Genomic DNA, 18,701 nt, shown 5'->3' with positions numbered 1-18,701 from the left:
GCGGTCATGGACGAAAAGAAGGCAGCAATCCTCGGCGAAATACCGCGTTTGCGACGCTACGCGCGCTCGCTTTTACGCGACCGCGATGCCGCCGACGATCTCGTCCAGGATTGCCTCGAGCGTGCGCTTGTGCGGCTCGACAACTGGCAGACAGGAGAAAGCCCCAGGAGGTGGCTGTTTACGATCATGCATCATTTGTTCATCGACCAGATGCGCAAGGTGAACCGTCGCGGCGAGGCGGCGATGCTGCCGCTGGAAGCCGGCGAGGCGGTTGCCCAGCCGGCCGAGCAGCTGGAAGGCATCGCTTCGCGCGAGATCATGGATGCGTTGCAGGCGATCAGCCCCGACCGCCGCGCGGCGCTTGTCATGGTCGCCATCGAAGGCTTTTCCTATGCCGAGGCCGCCAACATTCTGGGGGTGCCGGCTGGCACGCTGATGTCGCGCATCGCGCGTGGCCGTGAGGAACTGCGCGGGTTGCTGGACGACACGGCCCGCCGCCGTACGATAAGGATCGTCGAGAAATGATCCGCCGCGATTTTTCCGAACGTGACATCCACATGGCGCTCGACGGCGAACTGCCAGCCGACGAACGCATCGCCTACGATGCCTGGCTCGACGCCAACCCCGAAATGAAGGCCAGGAGCGTCCGCTTCGCCGCCGACCGGGATGCGATGCGTGCGGCCCTCGCCGGCGTGCTGGATGAAACCGTGCCAGCGCGATTGCGCAATGTGGTGCTCGGTGACGCGCCGGCCAAGGCCGCCGCGCTACGCCCGCGCTGGTGGCTTGCCGCCGCCGCGGCCGTACTTCTGGCCGCGGGTGGACTTGGCGGATATCTTGCCGGCATCGGCGGCGTCGGACGGGAGGACCAGGCGGAAGATCAGCTCGCCGAACAGGCAATCGCCGCCCATGTCATCTATGCCGCCGAAAAGCGGCACGCGGTCGAGGTGCCTGCCAACGACAAGGATCACCTGCAGACCTGGCTGTCCGACCGGGTCGGGCTGAAGCTGGTGGCGCCGGACCTGACCGCGAACGGTTTTCAGCTGATCGGTGGCCGATTGCTGCCGGCCGGCGAGGCTAAGGCCGCGATGCTGCTCTACGAGGACGACAAGGGCGAGCGCATATCTCTCTTCGTCACCGCAGAATCGACGGAGAACGCCAAGGGTACCTATGCCTCGGCGCAAGACGGCCCGCAGGCTGTCTATTGGCTGGACAAGGGCTATGGCTGTGCCGTCGTCGGCTCGCTGCCGCGCGAGCAATTGGCGATCGTTGCGAAGAGCGCCTACGGCCAGCTTTTGGCCGGTCTCGCAAGCTGAATCGGCCGCGGCTTTTCGCGGCCGGTAGCCTTTAAAAAAGGCGATCCTGTTCAAAGTCCGAGTGCTTCCTTGCCGCGGCGGAAACTGTCACAATTCGGCCCTAATCAAGGAGCGATAGCGCTTGACGAATACCGGCGCTTCAGGCGGTATTTGCGACGCTTTTGATCGGGGCCTTTTCCACAATCCAATCGAGGTTTTCCAAGCCCGCATGCCTGCCGAGATCCGCACGGCCCGCGCGTCTGACGTCGATGACCTCGCCGCCATCGAGAAAGCCGTTTTCTCGAGCGACCGCATTTCCCGCCGCTCCTTCCGCCTGTTCATCGAGCGCGAGACCGCCGAGATCTTGATCGCCGAGGTCCATGGCCGCGTCGCCGGCTACGCGATCGTGCTGTTTCGCAAGGGCAGCGGTGTGGCGCGGCTCTATTCCCTAGCCGTTGGACCGTTTTTCGCCGGACTTGGTGTCGGCCGTCAGTTGCTCGCAGCCGCGGAGGATGCCGCCTTCGAGCATGGCCGCATGATGCTCCGCCTCGAAGTGCGGGAGGACAACGGACGCGCCATTCGCATCTATGAGCAGGCTGGTTACCGCAAGATTGGGCGTGAGCCGGGCTACTATGAGGACGGTGAGACGGCGCTTCGCTATGAAAAGACCCTGCGCGGCGATCTTCCGGCCGCCACCATGGTGCCGTTCTATCAGCAGACCTGCGAGTTCACCTGCGGCCCTTGCTGCCTGATGATGGCCATGGCCAATTTCGACCCAGGCTTCGTGCCCGATCCGGTGATGGAAATCCGCCTCTGGCGCGAGGCGACGACCGTCTTCATGATGTCGGGACCGGGCGGTTGCGAGCCGTTCGGTCTCGCTGTCTCGGGATATGAAAGCGGGCTTGCTGCGGAGGTCTACGTCTCCTTCTACGGCGCGCTGTTCCTGCAATCGGTGCGCAGCGAGGACAAGCGCCGGGTCATGGAACTGGCCCAGGTCGACTTTCGCCGCCGCGCGGAACTTTACGGCATCCCGGTGAATTACCGTCCGTTCACCATCGACGACATTCGCGCCGCGATCGCCGGGGGGAAACTGGTTCTGGTGCTGATCAGCGGTTTCCTGATGTTCGGCAAGAAAGTGCCTCACTGGGTGCTGGCCATCGGCGATGACGGCGACCATATCCTGATCCACGATCCCTGGGTCGAGGACGAAAGGCAGGAGACCATCCTTGATGCCGCCAACATTCCGGTGCCCTACGGCATCTTCATGAATATGGCGCAGTTCGGCCGCGATGGACTGCGTGCCGCCATCACTCTGGGAAAGCGCGACAGACAATGACCTGGGTCATCCTTACCGGCCGGCAGAGCGATCTCGACCAGGTGGCGACGCCGCACAAGATCATCACCAATCGCGATTATCTTGCGCATCCGGCGCTGTTTCGCGGCCAGCGGCCGAAGGTCATCAACCTGTCGAATAACTACGGCTATCAAAGCCGTGGCTATTATGCGTCACTGCTGGCGAGCTCGCGCGGCCACAAGGTCATCCCGACCGTCGAGACGATGATCGACCTGTCGGAACGCAAGCTCTACGAGCATGCGTTGCCGGAACTCGAACTGGCGCTCAACAAGTGCCGCAAGGATCTTGGCGGCGCCTTCCCGGCAAAGGTCTGCATCTTCTTCGGCATCGGTCCATCGAAAGTCTGGGACCGCTTCGCCAAGCTGCTGTTCGACTGGTTCCGCGCACCTGCGCTCGAAGTTCATATCAAGGATAGCGCCGAATGGGCCTCGATTCGCAAGATCGGCTTCCATCCCTTGGCAAGGATGACGGAGGACGAAGAAGCAAGCTTCATCCAGTGCCTGGAGACCTACACCAACCGCGAATGGCGCGACACCAAGGGCCGCACGCCGGCGCGCTACACCTTCGCCACTCTGGTCGATCCGCATGAGGAATTGCCACCCTCGGAAATCTCGTCGCTGCGCTACTGGGCCAAGATCGCCGAGAAGATGGGCGTCGAAATCGAACCCATCACCAAGCGGGACCTCGCCAAGCTTGCCAATTACGACGCCCTGTTCATCCGCGAGACGACGTCGATCTCCAACCACACCTATCGTTTCGCCCGCCGCGCCCAGCAGGAAGGCATGCCCGTCATCGACGATCCGCTGTCGATGATCCGCTGCACCAACAAAGTCTATCTCAACGAATTGATGGCATACAACAAAGTACCGGTGCCCCCGACGGTGATGATCGCCGGCGCCTCGGACCTCGAACTGGCGGCGCAGACGCTCGGTTTTCCACTGGTCTTGAAGATCCCGGATTCTTCCTTCTCTCGCGGCGTCAAGAAATGCGCCAATTTGGAGGAGCTGACGCGGCTCGCCACCGAGTGGCTGGAGGATTCCGATCTCCTGATCGCCCAGAAATTCATTCCGACCGAATATGATTGGCGCGTCGGGGTGCTCGGCGGCCAACCGCTTTTTGCCGTTCACTACCTCATGGCCAAGAAGCACTGGCAGATCGTCAACCACAAGGCCAGCGGCAAGCCGGACCAGGGCGGCATCAAGACCTTTACACTGAAGGAGACGCCGGCACATGTCGTCGAGACCGCGGTCAAGGCGGCGCGCTGCATCGGCGACGGCCTCTACGGCGTCGATCTCAAGGAGACCAAGGACGGCGTCTTCGTCATCGAGGTCAACGACAATCCCAATCTCGACCATGGCTGGGAAGATTCCGGCGAGAAGGACGACGTATGGGTGCGATTGACGCAGTGGTTCCTGGAACGGTTGGACCGGCCGGGGCGGTAGTTTAATTGGTGCAAAACATGCGGTTCATCGTCATGGAGGATTTTGTCGGCTGCGATCGCCAGGAGATCTACCGTCGCTTCCGCGACCGGGCCGCCTGAAGCCGGACGAACTTGTCGTGCACCACAGCTGGATCGCGGCGGAGATGAGTCGATGCTTCCTGTTGGTCGAGGCCGACGACGTCACGCTCCTGCGCAGGCATTCCCCATGTCGAGGTATCTTGGCGCGATGAACTCAATCGGCGAAAACGCATACATGGACCATCGCGACGTTATCGCATCCCTGACGCCGGAAGAGCGCAATCGCCTCACCGCCAAATCGGATGCGTTGGGCCTGGCTCAGCTCGCCGTCCACTGGGGCGCGATCATCCTTTTAGGAGCGTTGATCGCCGCCAGGGTGCCGTTCTGGCCGCTTCTGATGTTGCCGCAAGGCATACTGATCGTATTCCTGTTCACGGTCCTCCACGAAACGGTTCACCGCACGGCTTTCGAGACGCAATGGTTGAACGATGCGGTGGCGCGGGTCTGTAGCCTGGCGCTCGCGCTGCCGGCCGACTGGTTCCGCTATTTCCATTTCGCCCATCACCGCTTCACACAGGATCCCGAGAACGACCCGGAACTGGCATCTCCCAAGCCCGAGATGCTATGGCAGTACCTCGTGCATGTTTCCGGAATCCCGCTGTGGTGGGGCCATTTCAAGACGCTCTGCGCCAACGCGACCGGAGGCGGCAAGGAAAGCTATGTGCCGCCGAAAGGCCGGCCCAAGGTACGCGCCGAGGCGCGCGCCATGATCGTGTTTTACGGAGCGGTCTTTCTGCTCGCCGTCTATTTCCGGCTCACCCTGATTCTCTATGCCTGGATCGTTCCGGCTCTGCTAGGTCAACCCTTTCTGCGCCTCTATCTCCTGGCCGAGCATGGCCGTTGTCCGTTCGTCGCCAACATGCTGGAGAATACAAGAACTACGCTGACCAATTGGGTGGTGCGCAAGCTGGCTTGGAACATGCCGTTCCATGCCGAGCATCATGCCTATCCCGGTGTGCCGTTTCACCAATTGCCGCAGTTTCATGCGCTGATCGAGCGGCATCTCAAGGTGGTCGAGCCGGGCTATGTCAGCTTCCATGAGAAATATATCGAGGCGCTGAGCTGACCTTCCGCCGATGCCGTCAGCCCGTCTGGCTGTGCAACGCACGCAGCTTCAACAGACGCGGGATGTCCGCTGCCCTTGACGGCACGCCAATCAAATAACCCTGCGCCTCGACGCAGCCATTCTTGCGTAGCATGTCGAGCTGCGCCTCGGTCTCGACCCCCTCGGCGGTGACTATGATGCCGAGTTCTGCACCCAGCCCGATGATGGTGCGAACGATGGCCGCCGTGTCGCGATTGCCCATGTCGTGAATGAATGAGCGATCGATCTTGATCTTGTCCACCGGGAAACGCCTGAGGTAGCCAAGCGAGGAATAGCCGGTGCCGAAATCGTCCAGCGCGATGTGGATGCCGAGTTCGCGCAACTGTCGCAGCGTCTTCAGCACGGCTTTGCTTTCGTCCATCAACACGGTTTCAGTGATTTCCAGTTCCAGCTGTCCGGCCGGCACGCCTGAAAAGGCCAGAGCTGAGATGACGTCGCGAGCAAAACCGCCGCTTTTGAGCTGAACGGCCGAGACATTGACCGCAATGCGCAAGCCGGGAGGCCAGCTTGCGGCCGTTGTGCAGGCTTTCCGGAGCGCCCACTCGCCGAGCGGCACGATTACTCCGGTCTCTTCGGCAGCCGGAATGAATTCGTCCGGCGCCACCGTGCCGCGCGCCGGCGAATGCCAACGCATCAAGGCCTCCGCGCCGACGATCTCGCCGGAGGCGATGTTCATGATGGGCTGGAAATCGAGATCGAATTCCTGGCGTGGCACCGCGGCCTCGAGGTCGACCTCAAGCGCCCGGCGGGCCTGCACGATGGCGTCCATTGCGGGTTCGAAGAAGCGATAGAGATTGCGCCCTTCGCTCTTCGCCCGATAGAGCGCGGTGTCGGCGTTTTTCAGCAGCGTGTCGGCATCCGTGCCGTCGTCGGGGAAAACAGCTATGCCCAAGCTGATACCGACATGCATGTCCAGGCTCTTATCGCGAAAGGGCTTTGCGATTGACTCTATGATGCGCTTCGCCAGCTTTTCAGCATTGGCGATGCCCTTGAAATTGAACTGCATAACGACGAATTCGTCGCCGCCGAAGCGGGCAACGATGTCTGTTTCATTGCGCAGGCAACGCCGCAGCCTCTCGGCCACGCTCTTCAGCAGCCAGTCGCCAGCCGGATGTCCCAGGGTGTCGTTGACCGCCTTGAAGCGATCCAGATCGAGCGAGAAAATCGCCAACGGCGCAGCCGCCGCATCCTCGAGCGCCAGGTCGAGCCGTTCGCGAAACATCGAGCGGTTGGGCAGTCCGGTCAACGCGTCGTGATGCGCAAGATGGGTCATGCGCTCTTCGATGCGGCGACGTTCGGTAACGTCGTCGAAGGTCACTACCCAACCGCCGCCGCTCATCGGTCGACGTGTGACCAGAACCGTCCTGCCGTCGGTAAGATGCCGATAGGCCGAATGGATTTTTGCCGCCTTCAGGCAGGCTTCGGTTTTGGCGACTTCGCTGTCGACGTCGATCTTCGTATAGATGCCGAGTTCCAGCAACCGTTCGAGAGCGTCGCGATGCGTGGTTCCAAGCGGGAAGTCCGCCTCGGTGACATTGTAGAGCTCCAGAAAACGCCGGTTGCGCACGATCATCTTGCCGTCGGCATCGTACATCACCAGGCCTTGCGACATGTTGGCGAGTGCCGCGTCGAAGCGGCGGTGCTGCTCCTTCAGATCCTGTTCGGCGCGTCGCTGTTCGGTGATGTCCTCGTAGATCGAGACCCAACCGCCCAAGGCCAGCGGGCGGTGCGAGATGCTGATGATGCGACCATCCGACAGCGTCTCTTCGTAGGTCGAGGGTTTCGCCTGGTCGATATAGGGCTTGCGGATGGCATGGAGTTCGTCGGCGCTTTGCGAGGCGACGCCGATATCGACGCTGTGCCTCAGAATGTCGATGAAGCGGATACCCGGCTGCATCACCTTGGCGTCGAGGCGGAAGAGATTGATATAGTTGCCGTTGCAGATGATCATGCGCTCGTCGGCATCGAACATGCACAGGCCATGTGACATGTTCTCGACCGCAGCTGCGAAGCGTTCGTTCTGCGCGCGCAGTTCGTCTTCCATGCGTTGCGAGCGCTCCACGCCTTCTGCATCCCGTCCCGGGACGAACGAACTACCCTTGTCATCGGCGACGGGCATGAGCGTGCCTGCGGCTCGTGATATGACGGGATACTGTGGTCGCTGACGGTTAATTTAGCGTTTGCTATCCAACCGCTGGTGCGGGGACCTGGCGCCGCGACTTCTCGATTGCAAAAAATCGTTTCAGGAATGCGTTCTGTGCCCAAATTACCGAGCGCGGCGTGAAATCGAAGCGTTCGGCGCTGAAGCCGCGCGGGCGGCCGAAGAACTCCGTCGCCTCGGCGGCCGAAAAGCCGGCAAGCAGCGTTGCCTCGAAATAGGCGGCGATCTGGTCGGCGCGCTTGATCTCCTTGCGCAGCGCGGCAGCCGGTTCGGGAGGCAGCGAGAACCGCAGGTGTATGGCGCGCTGCAAGCGCAACTCACAATCCTTGTAGCTGCCCCCCATCACCGATTTGAACGGCGAGATCATGTCGCCGATGACATATTCCGGCGCATCGTGCAGCAGGGCCGCCAGCCGGTCGTCGGGCGAAGCTGCCGGCATCAGGTCGTTGAACAGGGCCTCGACCAACAGAGAGTGCTGGGCAACCGAAAAGGCATGCTCGCCGCTGGTCTGGCCATTCCAGCGGGCGACGCGTGCGAGCCCATGGGCAATGTCCGAAATCTCGATGTCGAGCGGCGAGGGATCGAGCAGATCGAGCCGGCGGCCGGACAGCATGCGCTGCCAGGCGCGTGGCGGCGCGCCGGTGCGGTCCGCCGCCATCAGGCTTCCTCCGCGCCGACGGTTTCCTGCGGGAAACTGAACTTCGCCCAGACGGGGATAGTCAGCGTCACCGGCTGGTCTCCCGCCAGGATCGGCTGACCGAGATCCAACGCCGCCTTGACCCTGTCGATGCGAGCAATGGCAAGCCCGGTCGTGCCGGCATTCGAGCCGAGCGTGCCGACCGGTCGTCCCCCCACGGTGAGTTCGGCACCTGCGGGGGGCAGGGGACGCTCGGACCGGACAATCAGCACGCGTCGCCTGGCGGTGCCCCGGTGCTGCATGCGCGAGACGACTTCCTGGCCGACATAGCAGCCCTTCTTGAACCCGACGCCGCCCATCTCGTCGAGCAACACGTCATGCGGGAAGGCATCGCCGAGCGCATAGTCGACCCCGCTTTCGGCAATACCTTGGGCGACGCGGAGAGCCTGCCACGCTGCGGTGTCGCTGTTTTCTGAGCTGCCGGCACCGGCATAAGAGCGGGTGACGCTTTCATCGCGGAAGCGTCTGTCGGCAACCACGGTTGAATCAGTTTGCGAGGCGATTGACTCTTTCCCCCACGCAACGGTGACAAACGCTTGTTCGGACTTGGCAATCTCGACCTTCGCGCGGAGTTTATAAAGCGTCAGCCTGCGTACGAAATCATCTGAAATGTCGGCACGGCATTCGAGCCGGAATGCGTTTTCGCTGGCGCGAGAGATCAGGAAGTCGAACAGGATCTTGCCTTGCGGCGAAAGCAGAGCGCCGGGGTTTGCTTCGCCGACGCCAAGCGCATCGAGATCGGTGGTCAGGATGTTCTGCAGGAAGTGCTCGGCATCCGGGCCGGAGACGGAGATGAGCGCACGGTCGTTCAGGAGGGCAAAGGGCATGGAGCGAATAAAAGCCTGATCTTGCAAAACGGTTGGTCATTACGTAAGCCGCTGACACTCCCCCTGCAAGAGATCGATCAGCATGGCCAACACCTACGACCTCATCCTGACAGGCGGCATGGTGGTCAACCATGACGGCGAGGGGCTTCGCGATATTGGCGTGAAGGACGGGCGCATCGCCGCCATCGCAGATCTCCGCCAGGCCTCGGCCGACGAGACGATCGACTGCCGTGGCCTGCACATCCTGCCGGGTGTCGTCGACAGCCAGGTGCATTTTCGCGAGCCGGGACTGGAGCACAAGGAAGACCTGGAGACGGGCTCCCGGGCGGCGGTGCTTGGCGGTGTCACCGCGGTGTTCGAGATGCCCAACACCAATCCGCTGACCACCAGCGAGGCAGCGCTCGCCGACAAGGTCCGGCGTGGCAGCGGCCGCATGCATTGCGACTTTGCCTTCTGGGTCGGCGGCACCCGCGAGAATGCAAAAGACGTCGGCGAACTCGAGCGGTTGCCGGGCGCGGCCGGGATCAAGATTTTCATGGGCTCTTCCACCGGCGACCTGCTGGTCGAAGACGACGAAGGCGTCGCCTCGATCCTTAGGAATACGCGCCGCCGTGCCGCCTTTCATTCCGAAGACGAGTTCCGGCTGCGCGAACGCCTGGGCGAACGCATCGTAGGCGATCCGTCATCGCATCCGGTCTGGCGCGACGAGATCGCGGCCTTGCGCTGCACCGAGCGGCTGGTGCGCATCGCGCGCAACGTTCGCGCCCGCATCCATGTCCTGCACATCTCGACAGCCGAGGAGATTTTGTTCCTTGAACATCACAAGGACGTCGCGACCTGCGAGGCGACGCCACACCATTTGACACTGAGCGCTGACGATTATGCGCGGCTCGGCACGCTGATCCAGATGAACCCGCCGGTACGCGCTGCCCGCCATCGCGACGGTGTCTGGCACGGCATTGCGCAAGGCATCGTCGACGTGCTCGGCTCCGATCATGCGCCGCACACGCTGGCCGAGAAGGCCAAGCCGTATCCGGCCTCGCCATCGGGTATGACCGGCGTGCAGACACTGGTGCCGATCATGCTCGACCACGTCAATGCCGGCCGGTTGACCCTGCAGCGCTTTGTCGACCTGGCCAGCCATGGCCCGCAGCGGATCTTCGGCATAGCGCGCAAGGGCCGCATCGCCGCCGGCTACGATGCCGACTTCACCATTGTCGACATGAAGCGGCGCGAGACCATCACCAATGCTCAGGCCGGCTCGAAAGCCGGTTGGACGCCTTATGACGGCAAGGAAGTGACCGGCTGGCCAATCGGCACCGTCATTCGCGGCCAGCGCATCATGTGGGAAGGCGAGATCGTTACGCCGGGTCAGGGCAGGGCTGTGGAATTTTCCGAGGCGTTGCCCCGCTAGGCTCCCTGTCTTGCCTTCGGCGCCCCCACAAGGAGAGGATTAGAGGTTCAGTCCCCGGCGACGAAGAAGGTCCATTGCCCTGCGGGCGTGATGCCGACGCGGTAGAAGATATAAGCGCCGAACTGCTTCATGTCGTCGAAATCGCCGGCGGTGACGATCTTGAACAGTTCGACCCGCTGCTTGGCGTCGAGCTTGTCCAGCGGCAGCGCGAAGAAATACGGCCAGACATAGAGTTCCTGCGGTGTCCCCGCGTCGACGTGAACGTAGCCGGCGGTAAGCACCTCTTCCAGAATAGCCAGGATTTCCTGGCCGTCCGGATCGCCGGAGAGGCCTTTGAGGAAGGCGATGGGGTCGCCGTCTATGTCGGCCAACGATATCTGCGTCATGCTCTCGCCCTGGCCGATCAAAGGCCTCAGCTTTTCGATGTCGCCGCCCTTGCAGGCCTCCACGATCAGGTCGTGCATACGCCGCACCGGTTCAGGCAGTTTGCCGAGGTCGTAGACGACCTCGGGCAAGGGTGCTTCCGGATCGACACGCGGTCTGTTGCTGGTGCCATCTGACGGACTGTCGGGCTCCGCTGCGTCCGGAGCAGCCGGCCGGCTGGTCGAAGGCGGTGCCTCCACGGGATCGGGCATGGGAATTGCGCTTCCGGGCGACGAGATATCGTCATCCGCCGACGGTGTGACGGGAGAGGGAAGCTCTTCGCGCTTGATTTCGCTCAAGGCGTGGGCTGGGCTGCTCGCCAGGCACGTCAGCAAGGTAATCGCGGCACAGCAAGCAGCGAGTCGGATGTAGAGGACCAAGCCCTTCGGCTTGCCTGACATCGTGAAATTCACTGCCCGTATCTCCCTGCTCCCGGGCATTTTGCCCGAACGGCATCTATCGCCAAAGAACCGGACGTCGGTTCAGTGCCGCAGCCGCTCAGGTTCGAAGGCGCCAGCAATCACCTTTTCCCGCATGCGGTCGAGCAAGGCAAGTGCCGAGGTCTCGCCGTTGGCGCGCAACATTTCACCGAAGGCAGTCTCGAGCGCCGCCTCGGCAATGATCTCCGGCTCGATCCCCGCCGAAAGGCCTTCCGCCCAGGCTTCGCTGTGGCTCTCCACCGCCGTCAGGCGTTTTTCTTCCCTGACCAGCGCGTCGATGTCGTTGACACCATGTTCCATAAGCGATGTCCACCCTTTCAAGCGGCGATCCATCCGTGTGGATCAGGCTCGATCTGTTCCGTTCACATTGGACCGAATTAAGTGCCTGTAAATACGACATTTTTTTGGTCGGTTTTACAGGGGGTCCGCTGCGTCTGGCGAAGCTGCGTTCAGTTCGGATCAAACTTAGCCGATTAGGCCGGCTCGCGGGGTGAAAACCTTCAGTTTGAGTTAATTCCGCATTTGCCCCGTAACGTTTCATTAATGTTGTTGCAGAAGTGCAACATCAGGATTGCACCAAGATATCGACCGGCACAAGCCGGATAGATCAGCGCTCGCTGGCAACAGCCCGAATACCTGTTGATGAATGCCTGGAGCGGTTCATCGTTTTTCGCTGAAACGCAGAACCGCTTCTCGTCTTGCCCTGGTGCAATTACGGACGGATACCGGTTCAAGCTTTTGCTGGAATTGCCTAGTTGCCGTAGCGCGAGGCGATGTCCCGCGACAGCGTTTCGCCTTCCTTCATGTAACGGCTGATGGCTTCGGCGGCTGAAGCGGTGCACCGCGTATAGGTGCCGCCGAAGGAGCGGTAGCCATGATTGAAGCTGGCGATGAAGCGGGCGCGCCGTTCGGCGTCGGGATTTTCCGAATCAAGAAGCTTCTGCATCTCGACGCGCCATTGGTCGCCTTTCTCGCCGCACAGATTGCGCAGAAAATGCAGCGACCCCAAAACCTCGGCCAATCGCATCAGTCCCGGCTCGAACGGCGACTCGGCGCTCATCGCCGGTCGTGCCGCTACGGCCATGCTGACGGCAAGGCACAAGGCAACGAGAAAAGAAGTGCGGCTCATCGGTCTATGTGGCCAAACAATTTGTCGCCTGCAAGGCGATTTCGGCGCGGCGAACCGGGAATTCAAGGACTTTCAGGGAAACCGTCGGTTCGACCGAGCAAGTCCTCGGCCACCGCGAACACCGAACCGGCGAGCGGCAGCGCCGTCATCTCGCGCAGTGTGTAGAATGCCGCCGTCTCGGCGTCGTCGCTGGCTATGGCCTCGCCGGCAGCGTAGGCGGCGCCAAAGACCGTGAGGAGATAATCGACCGGGTGGTTTTCGTCGCTGCCGTCGATGTGGATTTCCCGGAGCGGGCGAAAACCGGTCGCCCGCAAACCGGTCTCTTCCAGCAGTTCGCGTTGTGCCGCGTCCTCCAGCGTCTCTCCGGCCTCCACTTTGCCGCCCGGGAATGCGTAGAGCCCTTGCGAAGGCGCCCTTGCCCGCCTGACCAGGAGCACGGTGTCGCCACGCACCACAGCCACCGAGACTGCTGGAAGTACCTTGCGTGCTTCATTCATAGTTTTCGATCAGCTCATTTGAAGGCAGGTCTTGTGGACCGCCCAGCATGGGGAAGCTTTAGCGGTTGCGCAACGCCGGTTCGATCGCCACTTTCAAAATCCAACCGTTCGAAAGGCCCGATCGATCATGTGCGGACGCTTTGCCTTGACCGCGACGCCGGACCAGACGGCTGCCTTCCTGGGATTGGCTGAACTGGAGGAATTTCCGGCACGCTACAACATCGCGCCGACGCAGCCGATCCTGATGGCGATCGCCGGCGTTCCGAGGGCGCCTGGCTCCAATCTGCCGGACCGGCAACCGATGCTGGTGCGTTGGGGGCTGATCCCCGCCTGGGTCAAAGACACCAGGGAATTTCCGCTGCTGTTCAACGCACGCTCTGAAGGCGCAATCGAAAAGGCTTCGTTCAAGACAGCCATGCGTCATCGCCGCGCTCTGGTGCCGGCATCCGGTTTCTACGAATGGCGGCAAAGCGGCGGTAAGAAGGGGCAGCCCTATTGGATTCGGCCCAAACACGGCGGACTGGTCGCCTTCGCCGGCCTGATCGAGACCTACGCCGAGCCTGGCGGTTCGGAAATGGATACCGGCGCCATCCTGACCGTCAACGCCAATGCCGCTATAGCGCATATCCACGATCGCATGCCGGTGGTCATCGATATCAGGGATTTCGCCCGCTGGCTTGATTGCCGCACGCTCGAGCCACGCGATGTAGCCGGCCTGCTGCGGCCGGCCCCGCTCGATTTCTTCGAAGCAATTCCCGTGTCCGACCTCGTCAACAAGGTCGCCAACACCGGACCGGAGATTCAGGAGAGGGGCGAGATTGGACCGGAGCCAGAGAAGGCGACGCGCAAGAAGCCCGGCGCGGACGACAGTCAAATGACGCTGTTCTAGCGCAAGCCGTTATTCATTCCGGCGTCCGAATTCACCAGAGTGGCTCGGCGGCTTCAGGCAGCGCGGGGCGATACGATCTTCTGCGCCGGCTTTTTCTTCTTTGCTGTGTGAAGAAGGGCGGCGACAATCGCGGCCGGGCCGATTGCACGATAGTGGCTAGCCAGCGCCGGTTGCTTGGCGCGGCTGGCGTCTTGCTTGCTTCGAGGCATGTGTCTCTTCCCAGATAATGTTTTCGTGCCTGCGTTTGATTGCCGAATCGGACCAAATCGTGACGCTTGTTGATCTAGCCGGCGAATGTTTCATGACTGTGCCGACATGTTTAATAAAATGTTTCACTGCCTGATTCCGTGTGATCGAGCGACGCATTTGCCAGTCTTCTCGACATTTTTCCTAGGACCAGCGACTTGACGGCAACACCGGCCAGGGCGATAAAGCCGCCCATGAAAACGTCTTTCGCCATTTGTGGCATTTGCATTATTGGCTAGCCTCGCGCTGGTCCGGACGTTTTCGCCTCATCTTTCCCCAGATTGGACAAACGCCCCGGCCAGCAGGCTGGAGTCTTATTTGCGTCTCGGCGCGAGGCTGGCTCCATCCAAACAAAAGTTCTGGACCGGGAAGGCATGGAATGTCTGACGCATCGAAGAGCCTGCGCCTCTATAATACGCTGACGCGGACGAAGGCGGACTTCGTCCCGATCGATGCGCGCAATGTACGCATGTATGTCTGCGGCCCGACAGTCTACGACTTCGCGCATATCGGCAATGCCAGGCCAGCGATCGTCTTCGACGTGCTCTTCCGGTTGCTGCGCCATTTCTACGGGGAGGCGCATGTCACCTATGTGCGCAACATCACCGACGTCGACGACAAGATCAACGCGCGCGCGTTGCGCGACTTCGGCGGCGATATCGCCGCCGGAAAATTGTCGCTCAACGAGGCGATCCGCCGGGTGACGGAAAAAACCGCCGACCAATACCACAGGGATGTCGCCACGCTCGGTTGCCTGGAGCCGACCGTCGAGCCGCGCGCCACCGAATTCGTCGAGCCAAGGGCCGATGGCAAGGCCGACATGATCACCTTGATTCAAAGCCTGATCGGACGCGGCCATGCCTATGTCGCCGCAGGCGAAGTCCTGTTCGACACGGCGTCGATGCCGGCCTACGGCCAACTGTCGAAGCGTAATCTCGACGAGCAGCAGGCCGGCGCCCGCGTCGCCGTCGACGCTCACAAGAAAAGTCCCGGCGATTTCGTGCTGTGGAAGCTGTCGTCGCCGGAAGAGCCGGGCTGGAATTCGCCCTGGGGCAGGGGCCGTCCGGGATGGCACATCGAGTGCTCGGCGATGTCGGCCGCCTATCTCGGCGATGTCTTCGACATCCATGGCGGCGGCCTCGACCTGATCTTCCCGCACCACGAGAACGAAATCGCCCAGTCGCGCTGCGCCCATGGCACCGATGTCATGGCCAATGTCTGGATGCACAACGGCTTCCTGCAGGTCGAAGGGCAGAAGATGTCGAAAAGCGTCGGCAATTTCTACTCGATCCATGAGCTGCTGGAGACCGATACGTTCGGCGGCCGCAAATGGCCGGGCGAGGTGCTGCGGCTGGCCATGCTGATGACGCATTACCGCGAACCGATCGACTTTTCCGTGCGCAAGCTGGAAGAGGCCGAGAATACACTGCGCAAATGGAAACGGGCGGCGGATCTGGCGTCGGCAGCGGCAGGGCAGGTGCCGGCAGAGGTCGTGGCGGCGCTGTCCGACGATCTTGCCACCTATGCCGCTTTCCAGCAACTCACCCAACTGGCAAGCGAGGCCATCGAGTTCAATGAAAATGGCGAAAACGCTGCCGCAGCCTCGCTGAAGGCGGCGCTTGCCTTCCTCGGCTTCGATGTCGGTGCGGCCAAAGTGGATGAGGCCGCGATCGGCGAGGCTATCGCCAAGCGCCTGAAATTCATCGCCGCCAAAAATTGGGCCGAGGCCGATCGCATACGCGATGAGTTGCTGGCGCAAGGCGTGCAATTGAAGGACGGCAAGGACCCGGTCACCGGAGAGCGCGTGACGACCTGGGAGGTCAAGCGGTGAGGGTGGTGCTGAATACCAAGTTGGCGAAAGCGGTGGCGACAGCCGATCTCCCCCTTTGCGGGGGAGATGTCCGGCAGGACAGAGGGGGGTGTGAAGGATCGCCGACGTTTCCGCTTGTTCGCTTTGACTCCTCTCTTTTCCCGAGCGCACAGTGGTCTCAAGCCGACAGGCCGGCGGGGCAGCGCCCCCCTCTGTCCTGCCGGACATCTCCCCCACAAGGGGGGAGATCGGTAGCTTCGTCGACTGCGCTGCCTTTGCGACGCTGGAGATTGGCGAAAGCCGCCATGACGGCCAATCTCCCCCCAAGTGGGGGAGATGTCCGGCAGGACAGAGGGGGGCGCCATAGAACACGAACCGCAATAAGCTTCGAAACTGTCAGGAGGCTCTCGCCGGTGCTCCTGCGCTTCTGGAACGACGACGTCATTCGCGATATCGACAATGTCTGCCAGCATATCGTGATCGAGGCCGGTTTGGCCGCAGCTGAAATGCCGGTGGGCGAACCAGCAAGGGAGTCCGTTTCGTGATCGACCATCTCGGTATCACCGTTGCCGATTTCGATGCTTCGAAGGCTTTCTACGACAGGGCGATGGCGCCGCTGGGGGCGGCGCTGCTTTATATGGTGCCGCAGGAATACACTGGCGGTGCCAAGGTCGGCGGCTATGGCCGCGAGCGGCCGGTGTTCTGGCTGCATGCCGGTAAGGACAAGCCCAGGGCCCATCAGCACGTCGCCTTCACCGCGCGCAGCCGCGCCGAGGTCGATGCGTTCCATCTCGCGGCCCTTGCTGCTGGTGGCAAGGACAATGGTGCGCCGGGGCTGCGGCCGCATTATCACCCGAATTATTACGGCGCCTTCGTTTTCGATCCGGACGGCAACAATGTCGAGGCCGTCTGTCATGATCCGGAGTGAGACGTGATGAGCCTCGACAACCGGCCGGTCTACACAGGCGGCTGCCAGTGCGGCGCGGTGCGCTTCCGCGTCGAAGGCGCGCTCGGCGAAGCCTCGATCTGCCACTGCCGCATGTGCCAGAAGGCGTTCGGCTCGTTTTATGCGCCGCTGGTCTCGGTGCGCGGCGCCAAGCTCGACTGGACCCGCGGCGAGCCGAAATACTTCCGTTCGTCCAACCATGTCCAGCGTGGTTTTTGCGCCGATTGCGGCACGCCGCTGACTTTCACCGCGCCCGACGGGGTCGGCCTCGCCATTGGTGCGTTCGACAATCCGGCCGAAATCGCGCCGGTGATCCAGTGGGGCACGGAAGCAAAGCTCCCCTACGTCGACACCATCCCGCAATTGCCGGGTGAGGACACGATGGCCGACATCGACTCGGCCCCCTATCTGGCTGATCTCGTTTCCTATCAGCATCCTGACCACGACACCGAGCAATGGCCGCCGGAGAAGATATCATGACCGAAACCGTTCGAACCGGCGGCTGCCAGTGCGGCGCCGTGCGCTTCCGCATCAAGGGCGCGCTCGGACGCCCGTCGATCTGCCATTGCCGCATGTGCCAGAAACAGTTCGGCTCCTTCTTCGGTGCGCTGGTGACGGTGCCGCAAGACGGCGTCGAATGGACTCACGAAGAGCCGAGCTATTTCCAATCCTCGGTCAATATCGATCGAGGCTTCTGCGCCCGCTGCGGCACGCCGCTGACCTACCGGCAGCCGGGCGGCTTGGAGATCGCCATCGGCGCCTTCGATGACCGTTCGGACCTGGCGCCGCAAATCCAGGTCAACTACGCCGCGCGGCTGCCCTTGGTGGAGGCAATCTTCAAGGCGCCGGTCCATGACGATCCCGACTATTACGCCAGGCAGGAGCAGATCATCTCCTTCCAGCATCCAGATCACGAGACGGCCAACTGGCCGCAGCAAGGCCTTAAACTATGAGCTTACGCACCCTCTACCCCGAGATCGAACCGTTTGACTCGGGCATGCTCGATGTCGGCGACGGCCACATGGTCTATTGGGAACGTTCCGGCACGAAGGGCGCCAAGCCGGCGGTGTTCCTGCATGGCGGGCCGGGCGGCACCATCTCGCCAAAACACCGGCGGCTGTTCGACCCGAAACTTTACGACGTCATTCTGTTCGACCAGCGCGGCTGTGGGAAATCGACGCCAAATGCCTCGCTCGAGGCCAACACTACCTGGCATCTCGTGACCGATATCGAACGCCTGCGCGAGATGGCCGGCTTCGACACATGGCTGGTTTTCGGCGGCTCCTGGGGCTCGACGCTGGCGCTGGCCTATGCCGAAACCCACCCGGACCGCGTGAGCGAACTGGTGGTGCGCGGCATCTATACGCTGACCCGTGCGGAACTCGAATGGTATTATCAGTTCGGCGTGTCCGAGATGTTTCCCGACAAGTGGGAACGTTTTGTGGCGCCAATCCCCGAGGCCGAGCGCGGCGACATGATGGCGGCCTATCGCAAGCGGCTGGTTGGGTCCGACCGCAAGGCGCAACTGGAAGCGGCGCTCGCCTGGAGCCTGTGGGAAGGCGAGACGATCACGCTGCTGCCGGAGCCGGAAACCAGCGACAAGTTTGGAGAGGACGACTATGCCATCGCCTTTGCCCGCATCGAGAACCACTATTTCGTCCATGCCGGCTGGCTGGACGAGGGACAGCTGCTGCGCGATGCGCACAAGCTCAAGGACATCCCCGGCGCCATCGTTCATGGCCGCTACGACATGCCGTGCCCGGCGAAATACGCCTGGGCCCTGCACAAGGCTTGGCCGAAGGCGGATTTTCACCTGATCGAGGGCGCCGGCCATTCCTATTCGGAGCCCGGGATTTTAGACCGACTGATCCGCGCGACGGATGGGTTTGCGGGGAAATAACCATGCAGGTTCGTGCACTACGGCGCCCCCCTCTGTCCTGCCGGACATCTCC

General features: G+C 62.0%; 21 protein-coding genes and 2 pseudogenes. 15 read left to right on the top strand and 8 right to left on the bottom strand.

The window, feature by feature from the left end; genetic code table 11:
- The first annotated feature begins 6 nt into the window (after positions 1-6).
- The 6 genes from NKJ26_RS21480 to NKJ26_RS21455 all read left to right on the top strand — a co-directional run bounded on the left by NKJ26_RS21480 (position 7) and on the right by NKJ26_RS21455 (position 5,231).
- A complete protein-coding gene (locus tag NKJ26_RS21480) occupies positions 7-525 on the top strand; it encodes a sigma-70 family RNA polymerase sigma factor (RefSeq protein ID WP_352599712.1) in 519 nt (172 codons plus the stop codon).
- Positions 522-1,313 carry an anti-sigma factor family protein gene (locus tag NKJ26_RS21475; protein WP_352696954.1) on the top strand — a complete coding sequence of 264 codons (792 nt, stop codon included), beginning with the start codon at positions 522-524 and terminating at the stop codon, positions 1,311-1,313. Before NKJ26_RS21480 ends, NKJ26_RS21475 begins: the two co-directional genes overlap by 4 nt.
- Positions 1,314-1,521: 208 nt before the next feature.
- On the top strand, positions 1,522-2,628 hold the full coding sequence (locus tag NKJ26_RS21470) for a peptidase C39 family protein (RefSeq protein WP_352695611.1): 1,107 nt from the start codon (positions 1,522-1,524) through the stop codon (positions 2,626-2,628).
- Positions 2,625-4,088 carry a RimK family ATP-grasp domain-containing protein gene (locus NKJ26_RS21465; protein ID WP_352696952.1) on the top strand — a complete coding sequence of 488 codons (1,464 nt, stop codon included), beginning with the start codon at positions 2,625-2,627 and terminating at the stop codon, positions 4,086-4,088. Before NKJ26_RS21470 ends, NKJ26_RS21465 begins: the two co-directional genes overlap by 4 nt.
- 142 nt (positions 4,089-4,230) lie before the next feature.
- Complete coding sequence (locus NKJ26_RS21460; RefSeq protein ID WP_352696993.1) at positions 4,231-4,317, top strand: hypothetical protein; 87 nt, start codon at positions 4,231-4,233, stop codon at positions 4,315-4,317.
- Positions 4,318-4,340: 23 nt separating this feature from the next.
- Entirely contained in the window at positions 4,341-5,231 is an 891-nt protein-coding gene (locus NKJ26_RS21455) for a fatty acid desaturase family protein (protein WP_352696950.1), read from the top strand.
- A gap of 16 nt (positions 5,232-5,247) precedes the next feature.
- On the opposite strand, the gene NKJ26_RS21450 is transcribed toward NKJ26_RS21455, so the two are convergent.
- The 3 genes from NKJ26_RS21450 to ygfZ form a co-directional block, all read right to left on the bottom strand.
- On the bottom strand, positions 5,248-7,314 hold the full coding sequence (locus NKJ26_RS21450; RefSeq protein WP_502903166.1) for a putative bifunctional diguanylate cyclase/phosphodiesterase: 2,067 nt from the start codon (positions 7,312-7,314) through the stop codon (positions 5,248-5,250).
- Between the two features lie 139 nt (positions 7,315-7,453).
- Positions 7,454-8,089, bottom strand: a complete 636-nt coding sequence (locus tag NKJ26_RS21445; protein WP_352599722.1) for an HD domain-containing protein — start codon at positions 8,087-8,089, stop codon at positions 7,454-7,456.
- Complete coding sequence (ygfZ, locus tag NKJ26_RS21440; protein ID WP_352696946.1) at positions 8,089-8,955, bottom strand: CAF17-like 4Fe-4S cluster assembly/insertion protein YgfZ; 867 nt, start codon at positions 8,953-8,955, stop codon at positions 8,089-8,091. Before ygfZ ends, NKJ26_RS21445 begins: the two co-directional genes overlap by 1 nt.
- 82 nt (positions 8,956-9,037) lie before the next feature.
- On the opposite strand from ygfZ, the gene NKJ26_RS21435 reads away from it, so the two are divergent.
- Complete coding sequence (locus NKJ26_RS21435) at positions 9,038-10,369, top strand: dihydroorotase (RefSeq protein ID WP_352696944.1); 1,332 nt, start codon at positions 9,038-9,040, stop codon at positions 10,367-10,369.
- 47 nt (positions 10,370-10,416) lie between these two features.
- Here the strand turns inward: NKJ26_RS21435 and NKJ26_RS21430 are convergent, their stop codons facing one another.
- The 4 genes from NKJ26_RS21430 to NKJ26_RS21415 form a co-directional block, all read right to left on the bottom strand.
- Positions 10,417-11,205, bottom strand: a complete 789-nt coding sequence (locus tag NKJ26_RS21430; protein ID WP_352599728.1) for a hypothetical protein — start codon at positions 11,203-11,205, stop codon at positions 10,417-10,419.
- Between the two features lie 69 nt (positions 11,206-11,274).
- Entirely contained in the window at positions 11,275-11,532 is a 258-nt protein-coding gene (locus tag NKJ26_RS21425) for a hypothetical protein (RefSeq protein ID WP_008874920.1), read from the bottom strand.
- 451 nt (positions 11,533-11,983) lie between these two features.
- The gene (locus tag NKJ26_RS21420) at positions 11,984-12,361 is read right to left on the bottom strand and encodes a TIGR02301 family protein (RefSeq protein WP_352696942.1); all 378 of its coding nucleotides are present in this window, start codon (positions 12,359-12,361) and stop codon (positions 11,984-11,986) included.
- Positions 12,362-12,423: 62 nt separating this feature from the next.
- Positions 12,424-12,858 (bottom strand): NUDIX hydrolase, encoded by a 435-nt coding sequence (locus NKJ26_RS21415; RefSeq protein WP_352696940.1) that lies wholly within the window; start codon positions 12,856-12,858, stop codon positions 12,424-12,426.
- Between the two features lie 127 nt (positions 12,859-12,985).
- Between NKJ26_RS21415 and NKJ26_RS21410 the strand changes: the two genes are divergently transcribed.
- Positions 12,986-13,747, top strand: a complete 762-nt coding sequence (locus NKJ26_RS21410) for an SOS response-associated peptidase (RefSeq protein ID WP_352696938.1) — start codon at positions 12,986-12,988, stop codon at positions 13,745-13,747.
- A 319-nt stretch (positions 13,748-14,066) separates the two neighbouring features.
- Here NKJ26_RS21410 and NKJ26_RS21405 read toward each other — a convergent pair whose 3' ends face one another.
- Positions 14,067-14,207 carry a hypothetical protein gene (locus tag NKJ26_RS21405; protein ID WP_352599737.1) on the bottom strand — a complete coding sequence of 47 codons (141 nt, stop codon included), beginning with the start codon at positions 14,205-14,207 and terminating at the stop codon, positions 14,067-14,069.
- A 165-nt stretch (positions 14,208-14,372) separates the two neighbouring features.
- Between NKJ26_RS21405 and cysS the strand changes: the two genes are divergently transcribed.
- The 7 genes and pseudogenes from cysS (at position 14,373) to pip (ending at position 18,649) form a co-directional block, all read left to right on the top strand.
- Positions 14,373-15,824 carry a cysteine--tRNA ligase gene (gene cysS, locus NKJ26_RS21400; protein WP_352696936.1) on the top strand — a complete coding sequence of 484 codons (1,452 nt, stop codon included), beginning with the start codon at positions 14,373-14,375 and terminating at the stop codon, positions 15,822-15,824.
- 154 nt (positions 15,825-15,978) lie between these two features.
- Positions 15,979-16,181, top strand: a pseudogene (locus tag NKJ26_RS33615) (hypothetical protein); the annotation flags it as partial.
- Between the two features lie 38 nt (positions 16,182-16,219).
- Positions 16,220-16,348: pseudogene (locus tag NKJ26_RS21395) on the top strand (endonuclease domain-containing protein); the annotation flags it as partial.
- On the top strand, positions 16,345-16,731 hold the full coding sequence (locus NKJ26_RS21390) for a VOC family protein (RefSeq protein WP_352607917.1): 387 nt from the start codon (positions 16,345-16,347) through the stop codon (positions 16,729-16,731). The pseudogene NKJ26_RS21395 and the gene NKJ26_RS21390, both read left to right, overlap by 4 nt.
- Positions 16,732-16,737: 6 nt before the next feature.
- Positions 16,738-17,229, top strand: coding sequence for a GFA family protein (locus tag NKJ26_RS21385; protein WP_352696934.1), 492 nt, complete (start codon positions 16,738-16,740; stop codon positions 17,227-17,229).
- Positions 17,226-17,702 (top strand): GFA family protein, encoded by a 477-nt coding sequence (locus tag NKJ26_RS21380; RefSeq protein ID WP_352696932.1) that lies wholly within the window; start codon positions 17,226-17,228, stop codon positions 17,700-17,702. Before NKJ26_RS21385 ends, NKJ26_RS21380 begins: the two co-directional genes overlap by 4 nt.
- On the top strand, positions 17,699-18,649 hold the full coding sequence (gene pip / locus NKJ26_RS21375) for a prolyl aminopeptidase (protein WP_352696930.1): 951 nt from the start codon (positions 17,699-17,701) through the stop codon (positions 18,647-18,649). The genes NKJ26_RS21380 and pip overlap by 4 nt, the downstream gene beginning before the upstream one ends.
- Positions 18,650-18,701 lie beyond the last annotated feature (52 nt).

Source organism: Mesorhizobium sp. M0152, assembly GCF_040322415.1.
Lineage (GTDB): Bacteria > Pseudomonadota > Alphaproteobacteria > Rhizobiales > Rhizobiaceae > Mesorhizobium.
The sequence above is the reverse complement of the archived record's forward strand: the minus strand, read 5'-3'. Positions and strand labels throughout refer to the sequence as shown.

Coding starts and splice junctions, on each gene's coding strand:
- NKJ26_RS21415 (WP_352696940.1), bottom strand. CDS start 12,858: ATGAATGAAGCACGCAAGGTACTTCCAGCAGTCTCGGTGGCTGTGGTG.
- NKJ26_RS21425 (WP_008874920.1), bottom strand. CDS start 11,532: ATGGAACATGGTGTCAACGACATCGACGCGCTGGTCAGGGAAGAAAAA.
- ygfZ (WP_352696946.1), bottom strand. CDS start 8,955: ATGCCCTTTGCCCTCCTGAACGACCGTGCGCTCATCTCCGTCTCCGGC.
- NKJ26_RS21450 (WP_502903166.1), bottom strand. CDS start 7,314: ATGGAAGACGAACTGCGCGCGCAGAACGAACGCTTCGCAGCTGCGGTC.
- NKJ26_RS21455 (WP_352696950.1), top strand. CDS start 4,341: ATGGACCATCGCGACGTTATCGCATCCCTGACGCCGGAAGAGCGCAAT.
- NKJ26_RS21480 (WP_352599712.1), top strand. CDS start 7: ATGGACGAAAAGAAGGCAGCAATCCTCGGCGAAATACCGCGTTTGCGA.
- NKJ26_RS21460 (WP_352696993.1), top strand. CDS start 4,231: ATGAGTCGATGCTTCCTGTTGGTCGAGGCCGACGACGTCACGCTCCTG.
- NKJ26_RS21445 (WP_352599722.1), bottom strand. CDS start 8,089: ATGGCGGCGGACCGCACCGGCGCGCCGCCACGCGCCTGGCAGCGCATG.
- NKJ26_RS21405 (WP_352599737.1), bottom strand. CDS start 14,207: ATGGCGAAAGACGTTTTCATGGGCGGCTTTATCGCCCTGGCCGGTGTT.
- NKJ26_RS21470 (WP_352695611.1), top strand. CDS start 1,522: ATGCCTGCCGAGATCCGCACGGCCCGCGCGTCTGACGTCGATGACCTC.
- NKJ26_RS21385 (WP_352696934.1), top strand. CDS start 16,738: ATGAGCCTCGACAACCGGCCGGTCTACACAGGCGGCTGCCAGTGCGGC.
- pip (WP_352696930.1), top strand. CDS start 17,699: ATGAGCTTACGCACCCTCTACCCCGAGATCGAACCGTTTGACTCGGGC.
- NKJ26_RS21380 (WP_352696932.1), top strand. CDS start 17,226: ATGACCGAAACCGTTCGAACCGGCGGCTGCCAGTGCGGCGCCGTGCGC.
- NKJ26_RS21410 (WP_352696938.1), top strand. CDS start 12,986: ATGTGCGGACGCTTTGCCTTGACCGCGACGCCGGACCAGACGGCTGCC.
- NKJ26_RS21435 (WP_352696944.1), top strand. CDS start 9,038: ATGGCCAACACCTACGACCTCATCCTGACAGGCGGCATGGTGGTCAAC.
- NKJ26_RS21420 (WP_352696942.1), bottom strand. CDS start 12,361: ATGAGCCGCACTTCTTTTCTCGTTGCCTTGTGCCTTGCCGTCAGCATG.
- NKJ26_RS21465 (WP_352696952.1), top strand. CDS start 2,625: ATGACCTGGGTCATCCTTACCGGCCGGCAGAGCGATCTCGACCAGGTG.
- cysS (WP_352696936.1), top strand. CDS start 14,373: ATGTCTGACGCATCGAAGAGCCTGCGCCTCTATAATACGCTGACGCGG.
- NKJ26_RS21475 (WP_352696954.1), top strand. CDS start 522: ATGATCCGCCGCGATTTTTCCGAACGTGACATCCACATGGCGCTCGAC.